Annotated in this window: 24 protein-coding genes; 14 read left to right on the top strand and 10 right to left on the bottom strand. The window is 59.9% G+C overall.

Annotated features, from left to right (window positions below; all coding sequences use genetic code 11):
• Positions 1–11: 11 nt before the first annotated feature.
• From PAF20_RS05745 to PAF20_RS05755, 3 genes are all read right to left on the bottom strand, one after another.
• Positions 12–443 carry a DUF4177 domain-containing protein gene (locus PAF20_RS05745; protein ID WP_271072755.1) on the bottom strand — a complete coding sequence of 144 codons (432 nt, stop codon included), beginning with the start codon at positions 441–443 and terminating at the stop codon, positions 12–14.
• 211 nt (positions 444–654) lie between these two features.
• On the bottom strand, positions 655–2,169 hold the full coding sequence (gatB, locus tag PAF20_RS05750) for an Asp-tRNA(Asn)/Glu-tRNA(Gln) amidotransferase subunit GatB (protein ID WP_271072756.1): 1,515 nt from the start codon (positions 2,167–2,169) through the stop codon (positions 655–657).
• Positions 2,170–2,271: 102 nt separating this feature from the next.
• Complete coding sequence (locus tag PAF20_RS05755) at positions 2,272–2,541, bottom strand: hypothetical protein (protein WP_271072757.1); 270 nt, start codon at positions 2,539–2,541, stop codon at positions 2,272–2,274.
• 92 nt (positions 2,542–2,633) lie between these two features.
• Between PAF20_RS05755 and PAF20_RS05760 the strand changes: the two genes are divergently transcribed.
• Positions 2,634–3,290 (top strand): transglycosylase SLT domain-containing protein, encoded by a 657-nt coding sequence (locus PAF20_RS05760; RefSeq protein WP_271072758.1) that lies wholly within the window; start codon positions 2,634–2,636, stop codon positions 3,288–3,290.
• 30 nt (positions 3,291–3,320) lie between these two features.
• Here PAF20_RS05760 and PAF20_RS05765 read toward each other — a convergent pair whose 3' ends face one another.
• The gene (locus tag PAF20_RS05765; protein WP_271072759.1) at positions 3,321–4,703 is read right to left on the bottom strand and encodes a dipeptidase; all 1,383 of its coding nucleotides are present in this window, start codon (positions 4,701–4,703) and stop codon (positions 3,321–3,323) included.
• A 155-nt stretch (positions 4,704–4,858) separates the two neighbouring features.
• Here PAF20_RS05765 and hemA point away from each other — a divergent pair, with 155 nt between their 5' ends.
• Together hemA and PAF20_RS05775 are read left to right on the top strand one after the other, a co-directional pair.
• Positions 4,859–6,088 carry a 5-aminolevulinate synthase gene (gene hemA, locus PAF20_RS05770; protein WP_271072760.1) on the top strand — a complete coding sequence of 410 codons (1,230 nt, stop codon included), beginning with the start codon at positions 4,859–4,861 and terminating at the stop codon, positions 6,086–6,088.
• Between the two features lie 111 nt (positions 6,089–6,199).
• On the top strand, positions 6,200–7,492 hold the full coding sequence (locus PAF20_RS05775; protein WP_271072761.1) for a helix-turn-helix domain-containing protein: 1,293 nt from the start codon (positions 6,200–6,202) through the stop codon (positions 7,490–7,492).
• 67 nt (positions 7,493–7,559) lie between these two features.
• Here PAF20_RS05775 and hemN read toward each other — a convergent pair whose 3' ends face one another.
• Positions 7,560–8,918, bottom strand: coding sequence for an oxygen-independent coproporphyrinogen III oxidase (gene hemN, locus PAF20_RS05780; RefSeq protein ID WP_271072762.1), 1,359 nt, complete (start codon positions 8,916–8,918; stop codon positions 7,560–7,562).
• A 37-nt stretch (positions 8,919–8,955) separates the two neighbouring features.
• On the opposite strand from hemN, the gene fnrL reads away from it, so the two are divergent.
• Positions 8,956–9,720 carry a transcriptional regulator FnrL gene (gene fnrL / locus PAF20_RS05785; protein WP_271072763.1) on the top strand — a complete coding sequence of 255 codons (765 nt, stop codon included), beginning with the start codon at positions 8,956–8,958 and terminating at the stop codon, positions 9,718–9,720.
• Here fnrL and PAF20_RS05790 read toward each other — a convergent pair.
• From PAF20_RS05790 to PAF20_RS05805, 4 genes are all read right to left on the bottom strand, one after another.
• The gene (locus tag PAF20_RS05790; RefSeq protein WP_271072764.1) at positions 9,717–10,403 is read right to left on the bottom strand and encodes a M48 family metallopeptidase; all 687 of its coding nucleotides are present in this window, start codon (positions 10,401–10,403) and stop codon (positions 9,717–9,719) included. The two genes, fnrL and PAF20_RS05790, sit on opposite strands and share 4 nt — an antisense overlap.
• Positions 10,404–10,531: 128 nt before the next feature.
• Positions 10,532–11,713 (bottom strand): vWA domain-containing protein, encoded by a 1,182-nt coding sequence (locus tag PAF20_RS05795; protein ID WP_271072765.1) that lies wholly within the window; start codon positions 11,711–11,713, stop codon positions 10,532–10,534.
• Positions 11,713–11,877 carry a hypothetical protein gene (locus PAF20_RS05800; protein ID WP_271072766.1) on the bottom strand — a complete coding sequence of 55 codons (165 nt, stop codon included), beginning with the start codon at positions 11,875–11,877 and terminating at the stop codon, positions 11,713–11,715. The genes PAF20_RS05795 and PAF20_RS05800 overlap by 1 nt, the downstream gene beginning before the upstream one ends.
• Positions 11,874–13,508 (bottom strand): MORN repeat-containing protein, encoded by a 1,635-nt coding sequence (locus PAF20_RS05805; RefSeq protein ID WP_271072767.1) that lies wholly within the window; start codon positions 13,506–13,508, stop codon positions 11,874–11,876. Before PAF20_RS05805 ends, PAF20_RS05800 begins: the two co-directional genes overlap by 4 nt.
• A gap of 118 nt (positions 13,509–13,626) precedes the next feature.
• Here PAF20_RS05805 and PAF20_RS05810 point away from each other — a divergent pair, with 118 nt between their 5' ends.
• From PAF20_RS05810 to PAF20_RS05820, 3 genes are all read left to right on the top strand, one after another.
• A complete protein-coding gene (locus PAF20_RS05810; protein ID WP_271072768.1) occupies positions 13,627–15,297 on the top strand; it encodes an NAD+ synthase in 1,671 nt (556 codons plus the stop codon).
• 169 nt (positions 15,298–15,466) lie between these two features.
• Positions 15,467–16,048, top strand: a complete 582-nt coding sequence (gene msrA, locus PAF20_RS05815; RefSeq protein WP_271072769.1) for a peptide-methionine (S)-S-oxide reductase MsrA — start codon at positions 15,467–15,469, stop codon at positions 16,046–16,048.
• The gene (locus PAF20_RS05820) at positions 16,048–16,917 is read left to right on the top strand and encodes a 50S ribosomal protein L11 methyltransferase (RefSeq protein WP_271072770.1); all 870 of its coding nucleotides are present in this window, start codon (positions 16,048–16,050) and stop codon (positions 16,915–16,917) included. Before msrA ends, PAF20_RS05820 begins: the two co-directional genes overlap by 1 nt.
• A gap of 24 nt (positions 16,918–16,941) precedes the next feature.
• On the opposite strand, the gene PAF20_RS05825 is transcribed toward PAF20_RS05820, so the two are convergent.
• Positions 16,942–18,048: a Hint domain-containing protein gene (locus tag PAF20_RS05825; RefSeq protein ID WP_271072771.1), complete on the bottom strand. Its 1,107-nt coding sequence runs from the start codon at positions 18,046–18,048 to the stop codon at positions 16,942–16,944.
• Positions 18,049–18,202: 154 nt separating this feature from the next.
• Between PAF20_RS05825 and PAF20_RS05830 the strand changes: the two genes are divergently transcribed.
• The 7 genes from PAF20_RS05830 (at position 18,203) to PAF20_RS05860 (ending at position 23,944) form a co-directional block, all read left to right on the top strand.
• Positions 18,203–18,892 (top strand): metal-dependent hydrolase, encoded by a 690-nt coding sequence (locus tag PAF20_RS05830; protein WP_271072772.1) that lies wholly within the window; start codon positions 18,203–18,205, stop codon positions 18,890–18,892.
• A gap of 69 nt (positions 18,893–18,961) precedes the next feature.
• Positions 18,962–19,249 (top strand): Asp-tRNA(Asn)/Glu-tRNA(Gln) amidotransferase subunit GatC, encoded by a 288-nt coding sequence (gene gatC / locus PAF20_RS05835; protein ID WP_271072773.1) that lies wholly within the window; start codon positions 18,962–18,964, stop codon positions 19,247–19,249.
• Positions 19,246–20,727, top strand: a complete 1,482-nt coding sequence (gene gatA, locus PAF20_RS05840) for an Asp-tRNA(Asn)/Glu-tRNA(Gln) amidotransferase subunit GatA (RefSeq protein ID WP_271072774.1) — start codon at positions 19,246–19,248, stop codon at positions 20,725–20,727. Before gatC ends, gatA begins: the two co-directional genes overlap by 4 nt.
• Before the next feature lie 22 nt (positions 20,728–20,749).
• The gene (locus PAF20_RS05845) at positions 20,750–21,409 is read left to right on the top strand and encodes a hypothetical protein (protein ID WP_271072775.1); all 660 of its coding nucleotides are present in this window, start codon (positions 20,750–20,752) and stop codon (positions 21,407–21,409) included.
• 118 nt (positions 21,410–21,527) lie between these two features.
• Complete coding sequence (locus tag PAF20_RS05850) at positions 21,528–22,187, top strand: N-acetylmuramoyl-L-alanine amidase (RefSeq protein WP_271072776.1); 660 nt, start codon at positions 21,528–21,530, stop codon at positions 22,185–22,187.
• A 113-nt stretch (positions 22,188–22,300) separates the two neighbouring features.
• Positions 22,301–23,677 carry an MATE family efflux transporter gene (locus PAF20_RS05855; RefSeq protein ID WP_271072777.1) on the top strand — a complete coding sequence of 459 codons (1,377 nt, stop codon included), beginning with the start codon at positions 22,301–22,303 and terminating at the stop codon, positions 23,675–23,677.
• Between the two features lie 30 nt (positions 23,678–23,707).
• Positions 23,708–23,944 (top strand): Lrp/AsnC family transcriptional regulator, encoded by a 237-nt coding sequence (locus PAF20_RS05860; protein ID WP_271072778.1) that lies wholly within the window; start codon positions 23,708–23,710, stop codon positions 23,942–23,944.
• Positions 23,945–23,947: the final 3 nt, after the last annotated feature.

Consider the following 23,947-nt stretch of genomic DNA (forward strand, 5'->3'; position numbering starts at 1 on the left):
TTGGCAGTGGATCATTCTGCCTTGGATTTTTCTGCCACGCGCATTTTTTCTGAAAAGACGGGTGACGCTGTATCTTCGGCCTGCGGGTTGTTTGACGGGGCGGCGGTCGGCAGCGGCGTGCCGGCATCATGCGCAGCAGGTGCCGCCGGTTTTTCCTCTGGACGAGCGACAGGTCGCGGGGCGGCAGGTTCTTTCCGCTGGGCAACCGTTGCAGCGGGACGACGAAAGATCAGCAGGTTGTGGAACAGGGTGGTCCGTCCGGTCAGCCCGCTGCGCTCTTCGGATGGAAGCGTTTCCGCGCGCAGATATTCCCAGCCATCCGCCGCCATTTTGTTGATAGCTTCAGTCAGAGTTGCGGCGTAGCGGTCGCTTGGCGTTTTCGCGCCCTTGGTCTTTTCGCTCCGCATGGGGGCGGGGATCGTCATGTATTCGTAGCTGGACACGGAATTGTTCCTTCTGGCGTTTGGCGGCAGGATAAGCCGCGCCGCCCGGCCATGCCAGCCCGCGCGAGCGAATTTTTGCCTGTCTCGTCAGACAGGCTTTGCGGTAAACAACGCAGGCGAGAGCTGGTCTTCTCTGAATGGATCATGCCGACCTTCATGACCACAAAAGCTCAGCAGTGACGCGTCGCCAGCCGCCACCTGCGGACAGGCATCATCCGCCCAGTTTCTTCGCCACGATTTCGTTGACCGCAGCCGGGTTGGCCTTGCCGCCTGTCGCCTTCAGCACCTGGCCGACGAACCAACCTGCGAGTTTCGGGTTCTGCTTGGCTTTTTCGACCTGCGCGGGGTTGTCGGCGATGATCTGATCCACCGCCGCTTCGATCGCGCCAAGATCGGTGACCTGCTTCATGCCGCGTGCTTCGACGATTTCCGCCGGCTCGCCGCCCTCGGTCCAGACGATCTCGAACAGATCCTTGGCGATCTTGCCCGAAATATCACCCTTGGCGATCAGGTCGATGATCCCGCCAAGCTGCGCCGCCGATATGGGCGAGGTCTCAATCCCCAGCCCTTCCTTGTTCAGCCGCCCGAACAATTCGTTGATGACCCAGTTGGCCGAAATCTTGCCGTCCCGGCCGCTGGCCACAGATTCGAAGTAATCGGCATTCTCGACCTCGGCAGTCAGAACGCCCGCGTCATATTCCGACAGGCCCATATCCTTGACGAAACGGGCCTTTTTCGCATCGGGCAGTTCGGGCATCGCGGCGCCGATCTGATCGACCCAGGCCTGCTCTATCTCCAGCGGCAGCAGGTCGGGGTCGGGGAAATAGCGGTAATCATGCGCCTCTTCCTTGGAGCGCATGGACCGCGTCTCGCCCTTGTCCGGATCGTAAAGCCGGGTTTCCTGCACGATCTTGCCGCCATCCTCAATGATGGCGATCTGACGGCGGGCTTCATATTCGATGGCGGCCTGAATGAAGCGCAGAGAGTTCATGTTCTTGATTTCGCAGCGCGTGCCCAGATGGCTGAAATCCTGCGTTTCCTGATAGCGTTCATAATCGCCGGGCTTACAGACAGACACGTTCACGTCAGCCCGCAGGTTACCGTTCTGCATATTGCCGTCGCAGGTGCCCAGATAGCGCATGATCTGGCGCAGCTTCGAGACATAGGCCGCCGCTTCTTCAGGTCCGCGAATATCGGGGCGGCTGACGATTTCCATCAGGGCGACGCCGGTGCGGTTGAAATCGACGAAAGACATGTTCGGGTCCATGTCGTGGATCGACTTGCCGGCATCCTGCTCCAGGTGGATTCGTTCAATCCGCACGCGACGGCCCACGCCCGGACCCATGTCGACGATGATTTCGCCTTCCCCCACGATGGGATGGTACAGCTGGCTGATCTGATAGCCTTGCGGCAGGTCGGGATAGAAATAGTTCTTGCGATCAAAGGCGCTGAACAGGTTAATATCTGCCTTCAGGCCAAGCCCGGTGCGAACGGCCTGTTCGACACAGAATTCGTTTATGACCGGCAGCATTCCCGGCATGGCCGCGTCGACGAAGGCGACATTGCTGTTCGGCTCTGCCCCGAAGGTCGTTGATGCGCCGGAAAACAGCTTTGCATTGGAAGAAACCTGCGCATGAACCTCCAGCCCGATCACCAGTTCCCAGTCAGAGGTGGCACCGGCGATGCGTTTCGGTTCGGGCGGGGTGAATTCGAGATGGTCGAGCATGGCAATGTCCTGTCTATTCGCCCGGTTTCTAAGCCGGGCGGGGCCTGCGGGCAAGAACCATCATTTCGTCAATATCGTCGTGCTTGAAGCCGAGTTGTGTGCTCAGGGTTGTCGCAAGCGCTTCTGGTCATCGCGTGACGGCATCCCGCTGAGATCAAGAAAGGCGACTGAGATCGCGGCAATAGCCAGATCAGGCTCGTCGACGCCTTCAACCGGATGGGCATTCGCACGACGGCGAAAACCAAGACGGCGCGGGGCGTTGACCAGATCGCCGGCAGTATTGCCGATTTCGCGCGCCGCATCGCGGGCCGTATTGAAACGCCAGTACCAGACGGCTGCGGCGGAAATCGCCCGAAGGATGATAAATAACATGACGCTCCCGCACAGTTTACCAAAACACAGTTTTCTTATGCCCGCCTATCGGCTAGCGGCATAGCAAAGGCAATATTTGCTGGATGGGACAGATGCGCATTTTCCATAAATTGGCCGTTGTTGCGGCACTGGGCTTTTCCTTGGCGGGCTGTGACAGCGCCAGCATTGGTACGGCAGCGGTAGAGGCACCGACGCTGGCCGCCAACGAACCGGGGCTGGCACGGCGCGCCATCGCTGCCCTGCCTGGAACGGCGCCTTTGCCAGAGATGCACTGGGAGGGACGTCAGAACAGCGAGGAATGGACTCGCGCAACATTGGCTGCACTGGATACCGAAGGCGCGGTGCTGATGTCACGCGTGCCCTCCGACGTGATGGAGTTCTGTCCCGCCTATGCCAAGCAGAGCCACGCAAACCGGCGGGCGTTCTGGGCGGGTCTGCTTTCAGCGGTGGCGCGGCATGAAAGCAGCCATAATCCGCAAGCGAGCGGGGCAGGCGGGCGCTATCTTGGGCTCATGCAGATTTCCCCTGCGACCGCGCGTAACTATGGGTGCAGCGGTTCGCTGACGAAGGGGGCCGAAAACATGGCTTGCGCAGTTCGCATTGCCGCCAAACAGGTGGCGCGGGACAATGCCATCGCGCGTTCGGGTGGCGGCTGGCGTGGTGTCGCGCGCGACTGGATGCCGCTGCGCAACAGCTCTAAACGCGCGCAGATCGCCGCGTGGACAAGCAAGCAATCCTACTGCCGCTAAGCGCAGGGGCGCAGCAGCGCCCCTTGTCCGCTATCTCAGCGCGGCAATGATGCGCGCCCAGCTTCGGGCGCCTTTCACAAAGCTTTCGACATCGTATTTTTCGTTGGGCGAATGAATGCGGTCGGATTCCTTTGCGAAACCGATCAGCATGGTATCCATGCCAAGGATCTGCTTGAAATCCCCCGCAATCGGGATAGAGCCGCCCATTCCGATAAACACGGCCTCTTGCCCCCATTCTTCGCTGAGCGCTTGCTTTGCCACATCGAAGGCAGGGTCCGACGTGTCCATCACCGCCGCAGGGGAGCCGCCATGTTCATGGAACCTTACGCTGCAATCATCGGGGATAAAGCGTTGAATATGTTCGCGGAATGCAGCGCGGATCTTTTCGGGGTCTTGCGTGCCGGTCAGCCGGAAGCTGACCTTGGCGCGTGCCTCCGCCGGCAGGACCGTCTTGAAACCGTCGCCGGTATAGCCGCCGGTGATGCCGTTGATCTCTGCTGTGGGTTGGTTCCAGAGCATCTCCAGCGGCGAACGACCTTTTTCACCAATGGGATTTTTCAGGCCGACGCGTGACAAAAATTCCCCGGCATCGAAGTTCAGCGCTTCCCAGTCGCTGCGCAACTGATCGGAAAGCTCCTCAACACCGTCGTAGAACCCGGGCAGGGTGACGCGTCCGTTTTCATCTTTTAAAGCCGCCAGTGCATTGCACAGGATCTGGATCGGGTTAGCCGCCAGCCCGCCGAAGCTGCCGGAATGCAGGTCCTGATTGGCGGCCTGAACGATAATTTCTTCGCCCACCAAGCCGCGCAACTGGCTGGAAATGGCAGGGCGACCGTCAGCCGCCAGTCCGGTGTCGCAGATCAGTGCCAGCGACTGCGACAACTCGTCACGGTTCGCCTCAAGGAACGGGATCAGCGACGGAGATCCGGATTCCTCTTCGCCCTCGAACAGCAGCGTCAGACCAGAGGGCAATTCGCCATGCACGGCTTTCCATGCCCGACACGCCTCGACAAAGGTCATGAGCTGCCCCTTGTCGTCTGATGCGCCACGACCACGGATGACGCGACCTTCGGGCGTATCCTGTATCGCCGGTTCGAAGGGCGGGTCGTCCCAAAGGTTCAGCGGATCGACCGGCTGCACATCGTAGTGGCCATAGAAAAGCAACGATCTTTCAGTGCCTTGCGGGGTCGAGGCGACGACCATCGGATGACCGGTTGTTTCGCGAACCTCCGCAGTAAAGCCCAGGGAACGAAGCTCATCAGCAAGCCAGTTTGCCGCGTCTGAAACATCGCTGTCATGGGCTGGATCGGTCGAAATCGAAGGTATCCGCAAAAAGGCCAGAAGCCGATCCAGGGCCTGCGGCAGATCGCTGTCCAGGCGGTTGAGAATATCGTCAATTTTATGGTCGGCCATGACGTTCCTGACTGTTTTTATTGGGATTAACCCGTGGAAACCTCGCGACAAAATGGGAAGTTTGCCCTGTATCTTGGGGCGTTTGACCCTTATCAATGTCGCCGAAGGATGATCTGACATGATCGCACCCAGCAAGCAAGGCAAGGGGCCCCGCGATGGAATATGACGCCGCACTCGATCAGGCGATAGAAAAGCTGCACGAAGAAGGCCGCTACCGCACGTTCATTGATATCGAACGCCGCAATGGGTCTTTTCCGAACGCAGTCTGGACGCGCCCGGATGGGTCAGAGCAGGATATCACCGTCTGGTGCGGCAATGATTATCTGGGCATGGGTCAGCACCCGGTCGTTCTGACGGCGATGCACGAAGCACTTGACGCGACCGGTGCAGGCTCTGGCGGGACGCGTAATATTTCGGGCACGACGGTCTATCACAAGCGCCTTGAGGCAGAGCTTGCCGATCTGCACCTGAAGGAAGCGGCGCTTGTGTTCAGCAGCGCCTATATCGCCAATGACGCGACGCTTTCGACGCTGCGCAAGCTGTTCCCTGGCCTGATTATCTATTCGGACGAGCTCAACCATGCCTCGATGATCGAAGGCATCAAGCGCTTTGACGGTGCCAAGCGCATCTTCCGTCACAACGACCTTGCTCATCTGCGCGAGCTGCTGGAGGCTGACGATCCGCAGGCGCCGAAGCTTATTGCTTTCGAATCGATCTATTCGATGGATGGCGATTTCGGCCCGATAGCAGAGATCTGCGACCTCGCCGACGAATTCAACGCGCTGACCTATCTTGATGAGGTTCATGCGGTTGGCATGTATGGTCCGCGCGGCGGCGGCGTTGCGGAACGCGACGGGCTGACACAGCGCGTCGATATTTTCAACGGTACGCTTGGCAAGGCCTTCGGCGTGTTCGGGGGCTATATCGCGGCAAGCGCCAAGATGGTCGATGCGATCCGTTCCTATGCGCCGGGCTTTATCTTCACGACGTCGCTGCCGCCGGCTGTCGCAGCAGGCGCGGCTGCATCAATCGCATTCCTGAAAACAGCCGAAGGGCAGGAGCTGCGCGATAAGCAGCAGCTTCACGCGCGCATTCTGAAAATGCGGCTGAAAGGGTTGGGAATGCCCATCATTGATCACGGCTCGCATATTGTGCCGGTTCATGTCGGGCACCCGGTGCACTGCAAGGCACTGTCCGATATGCTGCTGCGTGATTTCGGGGTGTATGTGCAGCCGATCAACTTTCCAACCGTGCCGCGCGGAACAGAGCGCCTGCGTTTTACACCCTCTCCGGTCCATAGCCCAGAGCAGATAGAGGGTCTTGTGCGCGCAATGGACGCGCTTTGGTCACAATGTGAGCTTAATCGTTCGGTTGCGGTCGCTTAAGCAGCTAAGCGGGGTGATCGCCTCTCGCCTCTGTGATAACCTTGCCTTAACTAAACTATGCATTGCTGCGATTCGCGGCGTGCAGCAGGCAGGAAATGTAGGACAGGCGTGATGATCAGGCTGCAGGCAAAAGCTTCGCCACAGCATGACGGTGCTGCATCGGGTGGTGACGGCATCGAAGATTTTGAGACTCGCCTTGGCGATCTGATGCGGGGTGAGCGGGCGACGATGGGCAAGTCCCTGCTGGACGTTCAGCGGGAATTGCGCATCCGCGCCGGCTATATTTCTGCCATTGAGAATTGTGATATTTCCGCATTTGATGCCCCCAGCTTCATTTCCGGCTATGTGCGTTCTTATGCGCGCTATCTGAAGATGGACCCCGATATCGTCTTTGCCCGTTTCTGCGACGAATCGGGATTTGAGCCCCCGCACGGCATGTCGCCCATCGCGTCCGGCCCGAAGCCGCAGCGGCGCCCTTCTGACCCGGCAGAGGCCCTTGCCAACCCGAAAGCCCTTTTCATCCCGCAGCCGGAACCGTTCTGGTCATCGGTGCAGCCTCGCGCCGTTGGTTCGGTCGTTGTATTGGTGGCTCTGGTTGCTGGCCTGGGCTACGGTGGTTGGTCGGTTCTGCAGGAACTTCAGAAGGTTAACCTGACGCCGGGGGATCAGGCACCGGGCGTCACGTCCTCTCTGGACCCGGTGGAGGGTGCGGCTCAGCCCGAAGCGGATGAATTGACCGATTTAGCGGTCAATCTGCCGCAGCCGGACGGAATTGATCGCATGTATCGCCCGCAAGCCCTTGAAATACCTGTGCTTACGGCACGCGACGGTCCGATCGCTTCGATCGATCCTGAACTGCCGACACCAGAAGAGCTCGCCTCCATCGAAGAGCCTGCAACCAGTGCGGGCAAGGTTGCAGCGGGTGATGCCTCGCCAGCTGCGCCGCGCAATATCGCGCAGGCAATGGATTATGGCCCACAATTGCCAGAGGATCAGATGGCTGTGCGGACTGTCGCCCCCGATGCGCCAGAGCTTGAAATTCTGGCGGTGCGTCCGGCATGGGTGCGCGTTACATCCTCGGACGGGACAGTGTTGCTGGAAAAGACTATGGATGCTGGCGAGCGTTTCGCCATGCCCAAGCTTGAGGCCCCGCCGGTCCTGCGGGCCGGTAACTCTGGCGCGGTCTATTTCGCACTGAACGGTCGCACTTACGGCCCGGCGGCGCCGGGCGCGCAGGTGGTCAAGAATCTGGAAATGTCGCCGGCGAATCTGACGGCGCGATATGCGTTCGCTGACCTGTCGAAGGATGAAGACCTGAGAGAGTTTGTCGCTATAGCGTCGGCTGATCCGTCGGTGATGCAGACCGACAGCAGCGATGCGCAGCCTGTCCCGATCGGCCAGTAAAGCACGCAGCTTTTGGTAGCTGCATATATTTTATACTCAGCATCTTGCGGTCAATATCTCACCTTCTCTATACCGCAGGTGAATGGCCGGCTGCCGCCATTTGGTAGCTGTCCAGCATCCGGGCGATCATGCGCGTCAGCGGACGAGCTTGCGGAGGTAACTCGACAGAGCCATCGGCGGCCACCGAAACCATTTCCCCGAACCGCGCCCTCACAGGTGCGAAGGTTTTCTTCAGCATGTCGCGATCCACACCGAACCGCTTGTGCATTTCCGAAGCATCTATCCTGAAATCGCACATCAACGACTCGATCATCCGGGCGCGCCACAGATCATCATCGCTGAACACGTGCCCGCGGGTGACGGATAATCGGCCCTCGCGAATCGCTTTGACATGTGCCCCTGTGGCTGGCGCGTTTTGCGCGATGCCCTGCGGATAGCGCGATATAGAGGATGCGCCCAATCCCACCAGCACCGCTGCCTGATCGTCGGTATATCCCTGAAAGTTTCGCCGCATAAGGCCATCCCTCTGCGCGATGGCCAGACGATCAGTCGGTCGCGCAAAGTGGTCTATTCCTATCTCGGCATAACCATCGGCGACAAACAAGTCGCGCGCAGTGTTGAACAGTCCAAGCCGCGCTTCCGGAGAGGGCAGGTTCTCTGCCGGGATCAATACCTGCCGCTTGGCCATCCAAGGCACATGGGCGTACCCGTAAAGGGCAATCCGATCAGGCGACAACGCCAGCAATTGCTGTACGGATTCCGATATTCGGGCCCTGTTCTGAAACGGCAGTCCGAAAAGGATATCGGCGTTTATGCTTTCGATACCGCGTTCACGCAGCATATCGACTGTTGCGGCCGTGATTTCGAAACTCTGTTCGCGTCCGATTGCTTTCTGGATTTCCGGATCGAAATCCTGAACGCCGATGCTGGCACGTGTCAGCCCGGCCGCGACAAGGGCATCCATGCGCTCTGTATCAATCTCGTTGGGGTCAATCTCGACAGAGAATTCCGCGCCCTCTGCCAACGGAAACGCGGCAAACACCGCACCCGCCACACGACGTATCACGTCCGCGGGCATCAGCGTTGGTGTTCCGCCGCCCCAATGCAGGCGCGACAACCTTATGCCCGGCGCGAGGCGCGATTTCAGCAGTTGCAGCTCTTCCAGAAGGGTCTCGGCGTAGGCCCGGACAGGCGCATCTGATTGCGTCCCTTGCGTGCGGCAGGCGCAAAACCAGCACAGACGGCGGCAGAAGGGGACATGCATGTACAGCGATATCGCACTGCCTGCGGGAATGGCAGCCTGCCAGGCCCCGACCTGCGCCGGGCCAATGGCAGGGCTGAACTGAGTTGCAGGGGGGTAGGATGTGTAACGCGGCACCCGTGCGTCAAACAGTCCCAGCCGAGCAAGTTGCGATTTTTGTTCCATTTGCATAGAAATAAGGGGCGTACAGGATATTTCATTGATGCAAATCAAGTTTCAGTCGGCCAATTATGAGGCTGCGCATTTCGACAAAAGCTGCGAAAACTGCCCGATCCGCTATCGCGCAGTTTGCGCGCATTGTGATGCCGAAGATCTGGAAAAGCTTGAAAAAACGAAATATTACCGTGACTTCAGGGCGGGTCAGGTAATCGTCTGGTCGGGCGACGATATGGATTTTGTGGCCTCGATTATTGAAGGTGTGGCGACACTGACCCAGACGCTGGAAGATGGGCGCACCCAGATGGTGGGCCTGCTGATGCCCAGTGATTTCCTGGGCCGGCCCGGTCGCAGAATTGCTACTTTTACGGTGACAGCAATCAGCGACCTGCAGCTTTGCTGCTTCCGCAGGCAGCCTTTTGAGCAGATGATGCGTGACAATCCACGTATTCCGTCGCGTCTGCTGGAAATGACTCTGGATGAACTGGATGCCGCACGCGAATGGCTGCTGGTGCTGGGCCGGAAATCCGCTCGCGAAAAGATCGCGTCCTTTCTTGCGATACTGGCGCGGCGAAAGGCTGCACTGGCAAATCAGCAGGCGCGTGGCCGCATTCAACTCAGCCTGCCGCTGACCAGAGAGGCGATTGCTGACTACCTTGGTCTGACCATCGAAACCGTCAGCCGTCAGCTTACCGCGCTCAAGCGAGACGGCCTGATTGAAATCGAGGGAAAGCGCGGGGTGGTCCTCACGGATTTTGCCAGTCTCGTGCTCGAAAGTGGCACTGACAGCGATGGCGGCCTGATCGCCTAGCGCTGATCCCAGCGGGCAATGTTGTTCCGGATCGCCTCTATCCGCTTTGGTGTCGCCGGATGCGACAACAACCATGCGGGTGCCGAAACGCTCCGCCGTCCCGTCAGTGCGTTCAGTTTCTCGAACAGGGAGATCTGCGCTTCAGGACCGATACCGGATTTGATTAGCAAGGCGGTGGCGAACCGGTCGGCCTCGAACTCATCTGATTGCGACAGGCGTGCCGCCAGCGTCATTACCAGCAAGTTTATCAGCCAGGGCCCGACAAAAGGCAGGAACCTGCCAATGGTCATCAGCAGGACGCTGCGCAATACATTCTGCCCGGCAAAATCGATCAGCCTGCGTTTCGAGTGGCCATGTGCGACATGGCCAAGCTCATGCGCGACGACGCCAGCGATTTCTTCGGGGGAGACATCGCCCTTTTCCATGCGGTCCATGAAGCCGCGTGTGATGAAAATCCGGCCATCAGGCGCGGCAAGGCCGTTGACCATCGCAACCTCATAGACCTGTGCCTTGATCCGCGGCAATTCCATGGCCCGGCCAAGCCGATCCAGCAGAGGGTTCAGCCTGTCGTCATCCAACGGCGTCGAATTCTCTGCCATCTCACGTTTCAGGCGCCACACCGAAAAGAACCACATCCCCAGCGAATAGGCGACGATCAGCAGGATGGGCAGAAACTTCAGCATAGGTTAAATCTGGCGTGGCACCTGCTGACGATCAAGTGCGCGTTGAGACGTAAAGAAGGTATTTATGCACCGAAGAATGCAACTCTTCGGTGTTCAAATACCTATGCGAGCTCTCGATGAGAGCAGGTTCAGCCGAGGATGCGCATTGCTTGGGTCAGCCCCTCCAGCGTCAGGGGCATCATGCGTTTTTCAAAAACCTCTTCGATCATGCCGATGGACTGGGTATAGCGCCATTGCCGTTGCGGAACCGGGTTCAGCCAGACATGATCGGGCCATGTCTCAGCCGCGCGTTGCAGCCAAAGCGCTCCCGGCTCTTCATTCCAATGTTCGTTGGCACCACCGGGCACGGCGATTTCATAAGGCGACATCGAGGCGTCGCCGACGAAGATGCATTTATAGTCTCGGCCATAGCGGTGCAGGATGTCCCATGTCGGCGTCGTTTCGGTCCAGCGGCGGCGAGAATCCTTCCAGACGGCTTCGTACAGGCAGTTATGGAAGAAAAAATGTTCCATATGCTTGAACTCGGCGCGCGCGGCGCTGAACAACTCGTCCACGACGCGGATATGATCGTCCATCGAGCCGCCGACATCCAGAAACAGCAGCACCTTTACCGCATTGCGTCGCTCGGGCCGGGTTTTGACGTCGATATAGCCGTGATCGGCGGTGGCGCGGATCGTGGCTGGCAGGTCAAGCTCTTCCGCGGCGCCGTGCCGCGCCCATTGCCGCAGCCGTTTCAGCGCCACCTTGATATTGCGAGTGCCGAGTTCCACGCTGTCATCGAAATCCCTGAATTCGCGCTTGTCCCAGACTTTGGCGGCCCTTCTGTGGCGCGATTCATGCTGGCCGATGCGGACGCCTTCGGGGTTGTAGCCATAAGCGCCGAAGGCCGAGGTTCCGGCCGTTCCGATCCACTTGTTTCCGCCCTGATGGCGCCCCTGTTGCTCGGCCAAACGCTCGCGCAGCTTTTCCATGAGCGCCTCGAAGCTGCCCGATCCTTCGATCTCGGCCTTTTCGGCATCGGTCAGCAGCTTCTCGGCCATTTTCTCAAGCCATTCGCGCGGAATATCGACCTGCTCCAGCAGGGCTTCCACGGGAATTTGTTCAACGCCCGAGAACGCCTCGGCAAAGGCGCGGTCGAAACGGTCGATGTGGCGTTCGTCCTTGACCAGCGAAATCCGTGCGAAGTGATAGAAATCGTCGGGGTTACTGCCCGTAACGCCCTGCGACAGCCCGCCGAGAAGATCAAGATATTCCCGCAGGCTGACCGGCACCCCATGGCGGCGCAGGCTGTCGAGGAAGGGGCGAAACATCAGGTCATTCGGTCGATGATGAGTGTCGCGAACAATCCCAGCAGGACGAAGGCAAACATATGTGCAAGCGCCCATTGTGCCTTGTCCTTGCTGTTGCCCCCAACACGGCCGGCGCGCATCCAGCCGAGTGCGAAACCGATGATGGCGCAGGCGATCACGATCATTGGTTTGACCCTTCGGTTACATCGACAGGTATGGCCGCAGGAATATCGGCGGTCACGGGTTCAGTGGCTTCTTGCGCTGCGTTTCCGTTGCTTTCTGCCGCCGTCGCACTGCCTGCATCTGATTCCGAGGGCAGGTCGGGTGTCGGATTTTCCTGATCGGGCATGGGGGCGCCTTCTGACGCGCCATTCGCCGCGTTCCGCGTATCGGGGGCGGGGCCTTCGGTTGCGACGGGGCCGGGACGGCTGAGCCTGTTCTGGTCCCATTCGCCCGAGGCGACCTGCCCGGTCGCATAGCGCATCACGCCCTGACCCTGCCGTTTGCCTGCCGCGAAATGGCCGGTATAGGTGTCGCCGGTTGCATAGGTTGCGATGCCTTCACCGTCGATTTCACCATCCTGCCAGCCGCCTTCATAGATGAAACCGTCGGGCGTGGTCAGCTTGCCTTGCCCTTCGCGCAGACCTTCGGCGAACTCACCAGTGTAAACGGTGCCGTCGGGATAAGTGGCCTGCCCGCGTCCATCGCGTTCGCCGTCCTTCCACTCGCCATTGTAGACGTAGCCGTCGGGATATGTCATCCGACCCTGACCGTCGATCCGGGCTTCACGGAAAGAGCCTTCGTAGATCATCCCGTTGGCATAGGCGGCGCGTCCCTGACCGTGGATCACGCCTGCCGCCCAATCGCCTTCATAGGTCGCCCCGTCGGGATAGGTGATGCGCCCGCGCCCGTCGGGCTGGTCGGCGGCCATCTGCCCTTCATAAACCGAGCCATCGGGATAGGTGATCTTGCCCTCACCCTGCATCTGCCCCGCGACCCACTGGCCGGTATAGACATATCCGTCAGTGCCGGTGAAGGTGCCGGTCCCGTCACGGCGATCATCGCGAAACTGGCCCTGATACGTGTCACCATTGGCATAGGTGGCAAGACCCTGTCCCTCGCGTTTGCCATCGCGCATCTCTCCCTCGTAGCGGTCGCCCGATTGCTGGGTCAGATCACCACGGCCAGACATCTGCCCGGCCTCCCATGTGCCGTCATAGACCAGACCGTCCGGCATGGTCAGCTTGCCGCGACCGGCGCGCTGTCCTGCCAGCATCTGGCCTTCATAGACCGCGCCATCGGGATAGGTGATCCGGCCAATGCCTTCCTTGACGCCGCTGACCCAGTCCCCGTCATAGCGATAGCCGTTCGGCTGGCTCAGCACGCCCTTGCCGTGATGCATGGCATTCTGGAAACCGCCCTCATAGCTGGCGCCGTTGGCGTAGTTCGCCACGCCTTCGCCGGTGATCTGCCCATCGACCCAGTCGCCTTCATAGGTGCCGCCATCGGCATAGGTGATCTTGCCCTGGCCGTTGGGCTTGCCCTTGGCGAAGGTGCCTTCATAGACGGAACCGTTCGGGAAGCGCGCGCGGCCCTGACCCAGGATTTCGCCCTCGACCCAATCGCCTTCATATTCATAGCCGGACGGCAGCGTGTAAGTCCCGCGCCCATGCTGCAGCCCGTTTCGGAATGTGCCCGTATAGACCCCGCCATCGTCATATGGCTTGGTAACCACATTGCCTGTCTGCTGCGTGCTGTCCTGTGCCATGGCTGGCGTTGCCGCCGCCAGGATTACTGCCGCAAGAGCTGCCTTCATGCCCGACTCCGTTCTTTGCCCCCTCGTTTAGCCCAACCGGAACCGCAGCGCAAAGCCTGCCGTTCACTCTCGCCGCTGGCTGCGCTATGGCTGGCGCAGCACAGTCGAGGAACCGCATATGACCGACAGCATCCGCATCACGCTTGCACAGTTGAATCCCACGCTAGGCGATCTGGAAGGAAACGCGGCCAAGGCCCGGTCCGCCTGGGAAAAAGGCAAAGAAGCCGGTGCCGCCATCGTCTATCTGCCCGAGATGTTCATCACCGGCTACCAGACGCAGGATCTGGTGCTGAAAAAAGGCTTCGTCGAACACGCCGTCTGGCAGGTAGAGGCACTTGCCCGCGAATGTGCAGATGGTCCGGCACTTGCCATCGGCACGCCTTGGGCGTCCAAGGACAAGCTGTATAATGCGTATTTCATCTGTGAGGGCGGCGAGATCATCGCGCGTGTGCTGAAGCACGAATTGCCGCATAAAGAACTGTTCGATGAAATGCGCCTGTTCGATGAGGGGCCGATTTCGGGGCCTTACAGCATCGCGGGCGTGCGGATCGGCTCACCTATCTGCGAAGACGCATGGTGGCCGGACGTGGCCGAGGCGCAGGAAGAATCGGGGGCAGAGATCCTCGTCAGTCCGAATGGCAGTCCATATTACCGCAACAAACTGGATGTCCGCATGGGCCATATGGTTGCCCGCGTGGTCGAGAACCGGCTGCCCTTCGTCTATCTGAACTCTGTCGGCGGGCAGGATGATCAGATTTATGACGGCGCCAGCTTTGTGCTGAACCCCGGTGCCGATGGCGGCGCGGAAAAGGTGGTGCAGTTTGCGCCCTTCGACGAAGTCATCGACCAGGTGGATTTTGTGCGCACCGATCAGGGGTGGCGCGCCAAGCCAGGCCAGATGATCGAGCAGCCCGATGAGTGGGAGCAGGATTACCGAGCGATGATGACCGGCCTGCGCGATTATCTGCGCAAGAACGGCTTTCGCAAGGTACTGCTGGGTCTGTCCGGGGGCATCGATTCGGCACTGGTTGCCACGATAGCCGCCGACGCGGTCGGTCCGGAAAATGTACGCTGCGTCATGCTGCCGTCCGAATATACCTCGCAGGCCAGCCTTGACGATGCGGCGGATTGCGCGACTCGTCTGGGCGTGCGGCTGGATACGGTAAAGATCGACGGTGCGCGGGATGCGGTATCAGATGCGCTTGCCCATCTGATGGAAGGCACAAAGCCCGACGTGACAGAGGAAAACATCCAGTCCCGCCTGCGTGGCCTGATGTTGATGGCGCTGTCGAACAAACATGGTGAGATGCTGCTGACCACGGGCAACAAGTCGGAAGTCGCGGTTGGCTATGCGACCATCTATGGCGACATGGCTGGCGGCTACAACCCGATCAAGGATCTGTACAAGACCCGCGTGTTCGAAACCTGCCGCTGGCGCAATGCCAATCACCGCGGCTGGATGATGGGAAAGACCGGGGAGGTTATTCCGCCGCAGATCATCACAAAACCACCGAGCGCCGAACTGCGCCCGGATCAGAAAGACAGCGATTCCCTGCCTCCCTACGACGTGTTGGACGAAATTCTGTACGGGCTGGTGGAAGAAGACCTGTCACTGAAGGACCTGGTGCAGCGCGGCTTTGACGCGGCGACGGTCAAACGGGTAGAATGGCTGCTTCTGAACAGCGAATGGAAGCGCTATCAGGCCGCACCCGGCCCGAAGGTTTCGCCCAAGGCATTCTGGCTGGACCGCCGCTATCCGCTGGTGAACCGCTGGCGGGACGAGTTGTAACGTCGCTGCCCGCTTGGTCCGCAGGCTGCGCCCATAATGCACGGAATTTCACCGCGTCCTCTGGTGTTTGGCGCGGTGAATGACTTAATCAGCAACTCAACAGCCCCGCAGTTGCGCTGAACCTTCCGGGTCAGCCATGCGTTACCGGCAGAAGAGAAGAGGTATCACGATGGCAAATCATGCGATCTTTGACCGTCCGATGGACGCCCCGCCCCCCAAGGGGTTCGAGCAGGCGATTTTCGGAATGGGCTGTTACTGGGGTGTTGAGCGTCTTTTCTGGGAACAGGAAGGCGTCTGGATGACTCAGGTCGGTTTCGCTGGCGGCAGCGTTCCGAACCCGACTTACCGTCAGGTCTGCGAAGGCGGCACCGGCCATGCCGAGGTCGTCCATATCGTCTATGACCCCGAGCGGATCAGCTATGACCATCTGCTGAAACTGTTCTGGGAAAATCATGACCCGACGCAGGGCAATCGTCAGGGGAATGATGTGGGCGATCAATACCGCTCTATGATCATGTATTATTCCGATGCGCAGAAGACGATGGCAGAGGCCGCGAAGGTCGATTACGACAACCGTCTGGCCGTGGCAGGCAAGGGCAAGATCACCACGGAAATCCTGCCCGTCAGTGAATTCTTCCCCGCGCAGGAAGAGGAGCATCAGCAATACCTGCACAAGGTTCCCGACGGCTATTGCAATATGCGCGGCACCGGGGTCGAGGCGTCGATGCCGGAAGGGCATGAGCTTCCCTGATGCCGACATGGACCGCACTGAGCCAGGTTTCCGGACGCGATGCCGCTGACACGCTGGCCGAACTTTGTGAAGATCTGACGCCCGAACCTGTCGGCTCCGGCGTGTTCGAGATTGAAGATGGCTCGGACCGTTGGGAGGTCGGGATCTATTTTACCGAGTCCCCGGACGAGATCGGCCTGGCCCTGCTGGCTGCGGCGCAAGGGGCCAACCCCTTCGTGATCAGCGAACTGCCCGAGGTCGATTGGGTCGCCCATGTGCGCCGTGAACTGACGCCGGTCGAGGCAGGTCGGTTCTTCGTCTATGGCAGTCACGATGAAGACAAGGTGCCAGCCGATGCGGAACCGTTGCTGATCGAAGCAGCGATGGCCTTCGGCACGGGGCATCACGGGACGACCAAAGGGTGTCTTGAGGCGCTCGACCGATTGCTGAGCTCTGGTTGGAAGCCCGGACGGGTCGCCGATATCGGCTGCGGCACGGCCGTCTTGGCCATGGCTGCTGCCCGCGTTCTGCCCGGAACCGTGCTTGCGTCGGATATTGATCCGGTTGCGGTTGACGTTGCAGCTGCGAATGTTCTGGCAAACGGGCTAGACGGGCGTGTGGTCTGTATCGAGGCCGTGGGTTTCGATCATCCGATGCTTGATGATGCCGCCCCCTTTGATCTGGTTTTCGCCAATATCCTGAAACAGCCGCTGATCGACCTTGCGCCGGATATGGCACGCCACGTCGCGCAACAGGGCCGCGCAATTCTGTCGGGCTTGCTTGTGACACAGGCAGCCGACGTCATTGCTGCCTACGATGCCGCAGGCTTCGATCTGGAAAGTCAGGAAGAGATCGGAGAGTGGGCGACGCTGGTCGTGACGCGCCGATAAGCCGATAAACGGTCGAAACCCGCCTCAGGCCAGCAAGGGTTTGGCATTTTTCCGGTGACGCCGGATCAGTTCTTTCACCTCCCTGCCGGACAGGAACCTCCGCACGCCGTTGCGCGGCGTTGATGGGTCAGCGAAAAGCTGCGGAAACAATGTCTGGATCTCTCGACGGGCCGAGGGGCTGACCGCTTTAAGTGCTTCAGGCCCGGTGAACAGTGATTCTGTCCAGCACCCGTTCGACTGCACAAGTTCATGACGGTCGAAAAGCAGATGATAATAATCTACGCCCTCCGGCGGGTCCTCGATGGAAATGCCCGGCATGCCGCAAAGATGCTTTGCCGCGACCAACCCCTCTGCCGCGCCGCAAATGCGCTCTGCCACTGGTGAGTCGATCAGCACCCTGTGCTGAGGCGATACCGTCAGATCTTGGTCGGGATAGCCGTTGCCCAATGCGCCCTTGAGGATTCTGACCGCCCGCAGGTTCGGGGCAAGATCAAGCACCCGTGCGGAAACATGGCGATGACCTATCCAGCACAGCGGCCGTGGCCCGCGGTCACGGGTCAGGATCAGGTCGCCTGCCGAAAGTTCCTCGACCCGACGGGGGCCGTACGCGGTCATGATCAATGTTCCCGCCCCAAAGCATATGGTGCCCAGATAGCTTTGCGGGATCTCCGTCGGCTGCATGGGAATATTTCTGCCATTGACGGGTATGGATACTTTGTATGTCCGCGCAGGATCAAATTGCTGAGTAGTGCCTTCTGCAGGAACGACCAGAACCGTCGTCCGATCACCGATGTCAGTAGAGAGTTTATATTTGCGACCGATGGTACGCGGTAGCATGACCAGATATTCAGCGTTGGTTTCGCGGTCGATGATTAATACCAACTTGTCTTTCAGAAACGTCAGCACGGAGCCTTCGTGGACGGTCTCGCCGCTGATCACGACGTCGCGCAGGACTTGCTGTCCAAGTTTCTCGTGCGTGCTGACCGCGTCGAATGAATTGTCTGGATCGTCTAAGTATATGTCTTGTTCCGCTGCATCTGCGAACGAAACACTGGTTATCCCCCAATAAGGGAAATCGTTGTTGGCCGGAACTTTCTCTTCAAATGTATAGGCCTTAATCAAATAAGCCATGCGGATCGCGCCTCTTGTCCCGAAAGGTCTGACGAATTTCAACCAAAGGTTGATTAACAAGAGGTTAATGCTCCCGCTTTGTGGTGATTTCAGGTGGTAATTCGCGTTAGCTCCGATAGGCTCGTGCAAGCTTTGCTGATAGAAGGAGAAGATGATGCGTCTGACCTGGCTCGGCCATGCAAGCTGGCGACTTGAGATCGAAAATGCGGTGATTCTGATCGACCCCTGGCTGGACGGAAACCCCAGCTTTCCGGACGCCCAGAAGGCAGAGGCGATCAACGGGGCAACGCATATCCTGATCACCCACGGACATGGCGATCACGCCTCAGAGGCTGTGGAGCTTGCCAAGGAAACGGGTATTCCGGTCGCTGGTATTTATGACCTGATGCAGTTCTGGGAGGGCGAACAGGGCATTGCGACCATAGGTTTCAACAAGGGCGGCACGGTCGATCTTGGGGGCGCGCAGGTCACGATGGTGAATGCGGTTCACTCATCTTCGCTTGGTCATGGCGCGGAGGGGCCGAACTATGCCGGACATGAAGCGGGCTATATGATCGCGGTCGAAGGAAAGGTGATCTATTTCTCGGGCGATACCGATATCATGGCCGATATGGAGTGGATGGGCGACCTGCACAAGCCGGACATCGGCATTCTGTCGGTTGGCGGACATTTTACAATGGACCCGGCGCGGGCTGCCTATGCGGCAAAACGCTGGTTCAACTTCGATACGATCGTATGCTCGCATTATCTGACCTTCGATTTCCTTCAGCCTGACATTGCGCCTTTGCGGGATGTCGGCGCGAAACTGATTGAACCGCAGGTGATGGAAGGCCTCACGCTCTGATGACGCTCTGCCGTGCTTGCAGCGCGTCGCAGGCGCGGCTAAACCCGCCGCAAGGCTAAAGGAGCACGCATGTCCATCACCGAAGAAGAGGCGCGCAAGGTCGCCCATCTCGCCCGGATCGCGGTTGAGGAAGAACATCTTCCCGCGCTCGCCGGAGAGCTGAACAATATCCTGCATTTCATGGAGCAACTGAGCGAAGTCGATGTCGAAGGCGTCGAACCGATGACCGGCGTTACACCCATGCGGCTGAAGCGGCGCGAGGATGTCGTAACTGATGGTGGCTACCCTGAAAAGGTGCTGGCAAACGCCCCCGATGCGCGTGAAGGGTTCTTTGCGGTTCCGAAGGTGGTGGAATGAGCGATCTGAACAAACTGACCATTGCCGACGCGCGGGACGGGCTGCGCGAAGGGAAACTGTCGTCCGCAGAGCTGACCGAGGCGTGTCTGACCGCTATTGAGGGCGCGAATACGCTGAACGCCTTTGTGCATCAGACACCCGATCTGGCGCGAGAGATGGCGAAGGCCGCCGATCACCGCATCAAGGCGGGCGATGCGGTGGCGATGACCGGGATCCCGCTTGGCATCAAGGATGTCTTCTGCACCCGCGGCGTGGCGACGCAGGCGGCCAGCACTATCCTTGACGGTTTCCGGCCCGAATATGAATCGACCGTGACCCAGAACCTGTGGGATGCGGGCGCGGTCATGCTGGGCAAGCTGAACATGGACGAATTCGCCATGGGTTCGTCGAATGAGACAAGCGCCTATGGCAATGCCGTCAACCCGTGGAGGCTGGGCGATCAGGAACTGACGCCGGGCGGTTCGTCGGGTGGGTCGGCTGCTGCTGTGGCGGCTGATCTGTGTCTGGCCGCGACCGGTACGGATACCGGCGGCTCGATCCGCCAGCCCGCGGCGTTCACGGGCACGGTGGGCCTCAAGCCGACCTATGGCCGTGTCAGCCGGTGGGGAACGATTGCTTACGCTTCCAGCCTCGATCAGGCCGGGCCAATGACCAAGACCGTGCGCGATGCGGCGATCATGCTGGGCGCAATGGCATCGAGCGATCCTAAGGACTCGACCTCTGCCGATATTCCTGTGCCGGATTTCGAGGCCGCGCTGACCGGCGATATTCGCGGCAAGAAGATCGGGATTCCACGCGAATACCGGATTGAAGGCATTCCTGCGGAAATCGACGCTCTGTGGCAAAAGGGCGCTGAAATGCTGCGTGATGCCGGCGCAGAGGTCGTCGATATCAGCCTGCCGCATACGAAATACGCGCTGCCAGCCTATTACGTTATCGCACCGGCAGAGGCGTCGTCGAACCTCGCCCGTTATGACGGCGTGCGTTACGGTCGCCGTGCCAAGCTGGGGCAGGGTGACGGCATCGTCGAGATGTATGAAAAAACCCGCGCCGAAGGCTTCGGACCAGAGGTCAAGCGCCGTCTGATGATCGGCACCTATGTGTTGTCGGCGGGCTTCTATGACGCCTATTACAACCGCGCCCGCAAGGTGCGCTCGCTCATCAAGCGCGACTTCGATCAGGCTTATGCCTCGGGTGTGGATGCGATCCTGACGCCTGCGACACCGTCGGCGGCTTTCGGGCTGGGCGACATGTCAGGCAAAGACCCGGTCGAGATGTATCTGATGGATGTCTTTACCGTGACCGTGAACCTTGCCGGGCTGCCGGGAATTTCCGTGCCGGTCGGTCTGGATGGTCAGGGTCTGCCCTTGGGCCTGCAATTGATCGGGCGTCCCTTCGAAGAAGGCGATCTGCTGAATCACGCCTACGCACTTGAACGTGCCGCTGGTTTTGCCGAGAAACCAGATAGCTGGTGGTAAAAGTCATTTGAAGGGACTCGCGATGAAGAAAGTGCTTTTGGGACTGGTTTGCATTGCGGGCCTTGCGGCCTGTGCGGATGGAACGGGGCAGGTGCTTGACCCGCGCTATCGTTTCGACAGCGACCGCCCCTATGACGAATACCGGGCCGCGCGTGAAATGGCACTGACCGGGCAGGCGGCTGCGCCGCAGACCGTACCGAAAACGCGGCCTTTCGATGCCCCCACCGCAGAAGAAATCGCCAGCCCGACCGCTTATCAGCGCGTTCAGCAACGTCGTGCGCAGATGCGCCGTGGCGCGGCGGGCGGCGGTGGCTATGTCGATCCCGATACCGGACAGATTCTGCCGTCGAATACCACCACTGTGACCCGTAGCGCTGCGGCAATTTCGCAGGCGCCTGCATCCATTCCGCCTGCGCATGTGAATGACAGCCCGGATACCGACGCGCTCAGCCGCTATGCCGGAACGCAGCGCCACGCGCCGGGCACTGCTGCGTTCAGCCGCAGCGGCGGTACGGAGGAGGCGGCGGCGCGGGCCTGCGCGCGCTACCCGAATGCCGAGGCCGCGCAGCTGATGTTCCTGTCATCCGGCGGACCGCAGCGCGATCCGATGGGGATGGACCCGGATGGCGACGGCTATGTCTGCGGCTGGGACCCGACGCATTACCGCGTCGACCGGCTGTGATTACCTGTAAAGAAGGCGTCGTTGCCCGAAACCTGGATGAGGGTGAAACATTGTTCCTTGTTCGTCCCGACTGGCATGTCATCGGCGATGACGCGAAAATCCGGCGCAGCAGCAGGGGATGACGCATCCATCCCCGAATCACGGCGAAAGGCGCGGCGGTGCACGGCCTTCGCTGATCGTGATCCATTATACCGGCATGAGCGACGGCCCGTCTGCCCGCGCGCGCCTGTGTGATCCGCAGGCAGAGGTCAGTGCCCATTGGCTGATCGATGAAGATGGCACGGCGGAGGCACTTGTGCCTGAGGATCGCCGCGCATGGCATGCTGGAGCGGGTTCGTGGCAGGGTAAGGATGACGTCAATTCGCGCTCTATCGGGATTGAACTGGTCAATCCCGGTAACAGGCCATTTGCAGCTGCACAGATGGATGCGCTTGAGACGCTGCTGGCGGGCATCATGTCGCGTTGGTCCATCGGACCCGAGGCCGTTATCGGCCATTCCGACATGGCGCCGGGCCGCAAATTTGATCCGGGCCCGCGTTTCGACTGGGCGCGACTGGCGCGGCAGGGGCTGGCTGTTCATCCGGGCGCCGCGGGCGAGGATATGGCGCTCGGTGACAGCCTTGCAGCACTTGGCTATCCTGAAGCAGAAGAGAATGACCGCCTGTCGGCTTTCCGGCTGCGTTTCCGTCCCGGCGAGACTGGCCCGGAAACAGAAGCCGACCGGCGCGTGGCATCCGCGGCCGTGGCGGCATTTGGTGAGATCACCGATAGCGCGTGATTCCAGGGCGGGAATGCGACTGGCATCGACGCGAAACCACAGCCCCCGTCGAAAGATAAACTCCGAGGTGACACGCCCTTGCCTATCGCTTGGGCAATGGCTAATCGCCGGTCATGGACTTCGCGCGTTACCGCCCTCATCTGATCGCCACGCTGGCGCTTGGCCTGCCGCTTGTCGGCGGGCATCTGGCGCGTATGGCGATTGGTATCACCGATACGGTGATGATCGGCTGGTACGGGGTGGATGCGCTTGCGGCGCTAGTGCTGGCCACGTCATATCAGTTCATCTTTTTCATGTTAGGCGCGGGCTACGGGCTGGGCGTCATGGGGCTGCTGGCTTCGGCCAATGCGCGCGGCGACATGACAGAGATCCGACGCGCAACGCGCATGGCGCTGTGGCTTTCGACCATCCATTCCGTCGTGATCATGCCCGTGATGTGGTATTCCGAGCCGATCCTGCTGGCCATCGGTCAGGAACCCATCGTGGCAGAGCTGTCGCAGGACTATATGCGGATTGCGGGTTGGGGCGGTCTGGCCTTTCTTTGGGCGATGACGCTGAACTCCTACCTCGCGTCGATGGGGCGGACGCAGGTGGTTTTGTGGCTGACGGTCGTCGGTATTCCGTTGAATATCCTGATGAACTGGATCTTCATATTCGGGAATCTCGGCGCGCCGGCACTGGGCGTGCGGGGTGCGGCCATCGCCTCGATCGTCACGCAATATGTCACGCTGGCGGCGATACTCGTCTATGCGCTTTGGCTGCCGCAGGCCCGGCCCATCGCCCTGCTACAGCGCTTCTGGCGGCCTGATTGGCAGGCTTTTCGGGCGATCTTCCTGCTGGGTCTGCCAGTCGGGCTGACTCTTGTGGCGGAAATCGGCATGTTCGTCGGCAGCAATATCATGATGGGCTGGTTTGGCACTCGTGCACTGGCCGCACATGGCATTGCGCTGCAATTGTCCTCGATTTCCTTCATGTTCCATCTTGGCATGTCTAATGCCGGGACCATCCGTGCGGGTCAGGCGCAGGCGCATGGCGATCCGATTGAAATGCGCGATGTCGCGACCTCCCTGATCGTATTGTCGGTGGGCTTTGCCATACTGACCAGCCTGGTTTTCATCCTGACGCCCGGTCCGCTTGTGGCACTTTACCTTGATCCGGCAAATCCAGAAGCGCCCCAGATTCTGACGCTGGCCGTCGGGCTGATGTTCTGGGCGGCGCTGTTCCAGCTGGTCGATGCGATGCAGGTGCAGGGCCTGGGTCTGCTGCGCGGCGTGCAGGATACAAGGCGGCCTATGTGGTATGCGACGATAAGCTATCTGCTGGTCGGTTTGCCTGCGGGTTACATCTTTGCCTTTCCGCTTGGCATCGGCCCTGCCGGTCTGTGGATGGGCCTGCTGGTCGGGTTGAGCGTTGCTGCCGTTCTGATGCTCGGCCGTTTCTATTCCGGATTGTCGCGGGGGGACTGGACCCGTGCGGTCCAGCCGGGATAACCTGCGACAAATCTTACCGAAAGGCTGCCCATGCGCCCCGTTTTTGTTCAGTTCCGCTGCGCACCCGGCCGGACCTATGACGTCGCCGATGCCATTTATGACCGCGAGGTCGTGTCAGAGCTTTATTCGACATCAGGCGAATATGACCTTCTTGCAAAGGTCTATATCCCCGAAGAAGCGGATGTCGGCCATTGGCTGAACGAAAACCTGTTCGGGATCGACGGGATCGTGCGGACCCTGACCACAATGACCTTCAAGGCATTCTGAAAA

Origin of the sequence: Paracoccus albus (assembly GCF_027913035.1) — a bacterium.
GTDB classification, from domain to species: Bacteria; Pseudomonadota; Alphaproteobacteria; order Rhodobacterales; family Rhodobacteraceae; genus Paracoccus; species Paracoccus albus.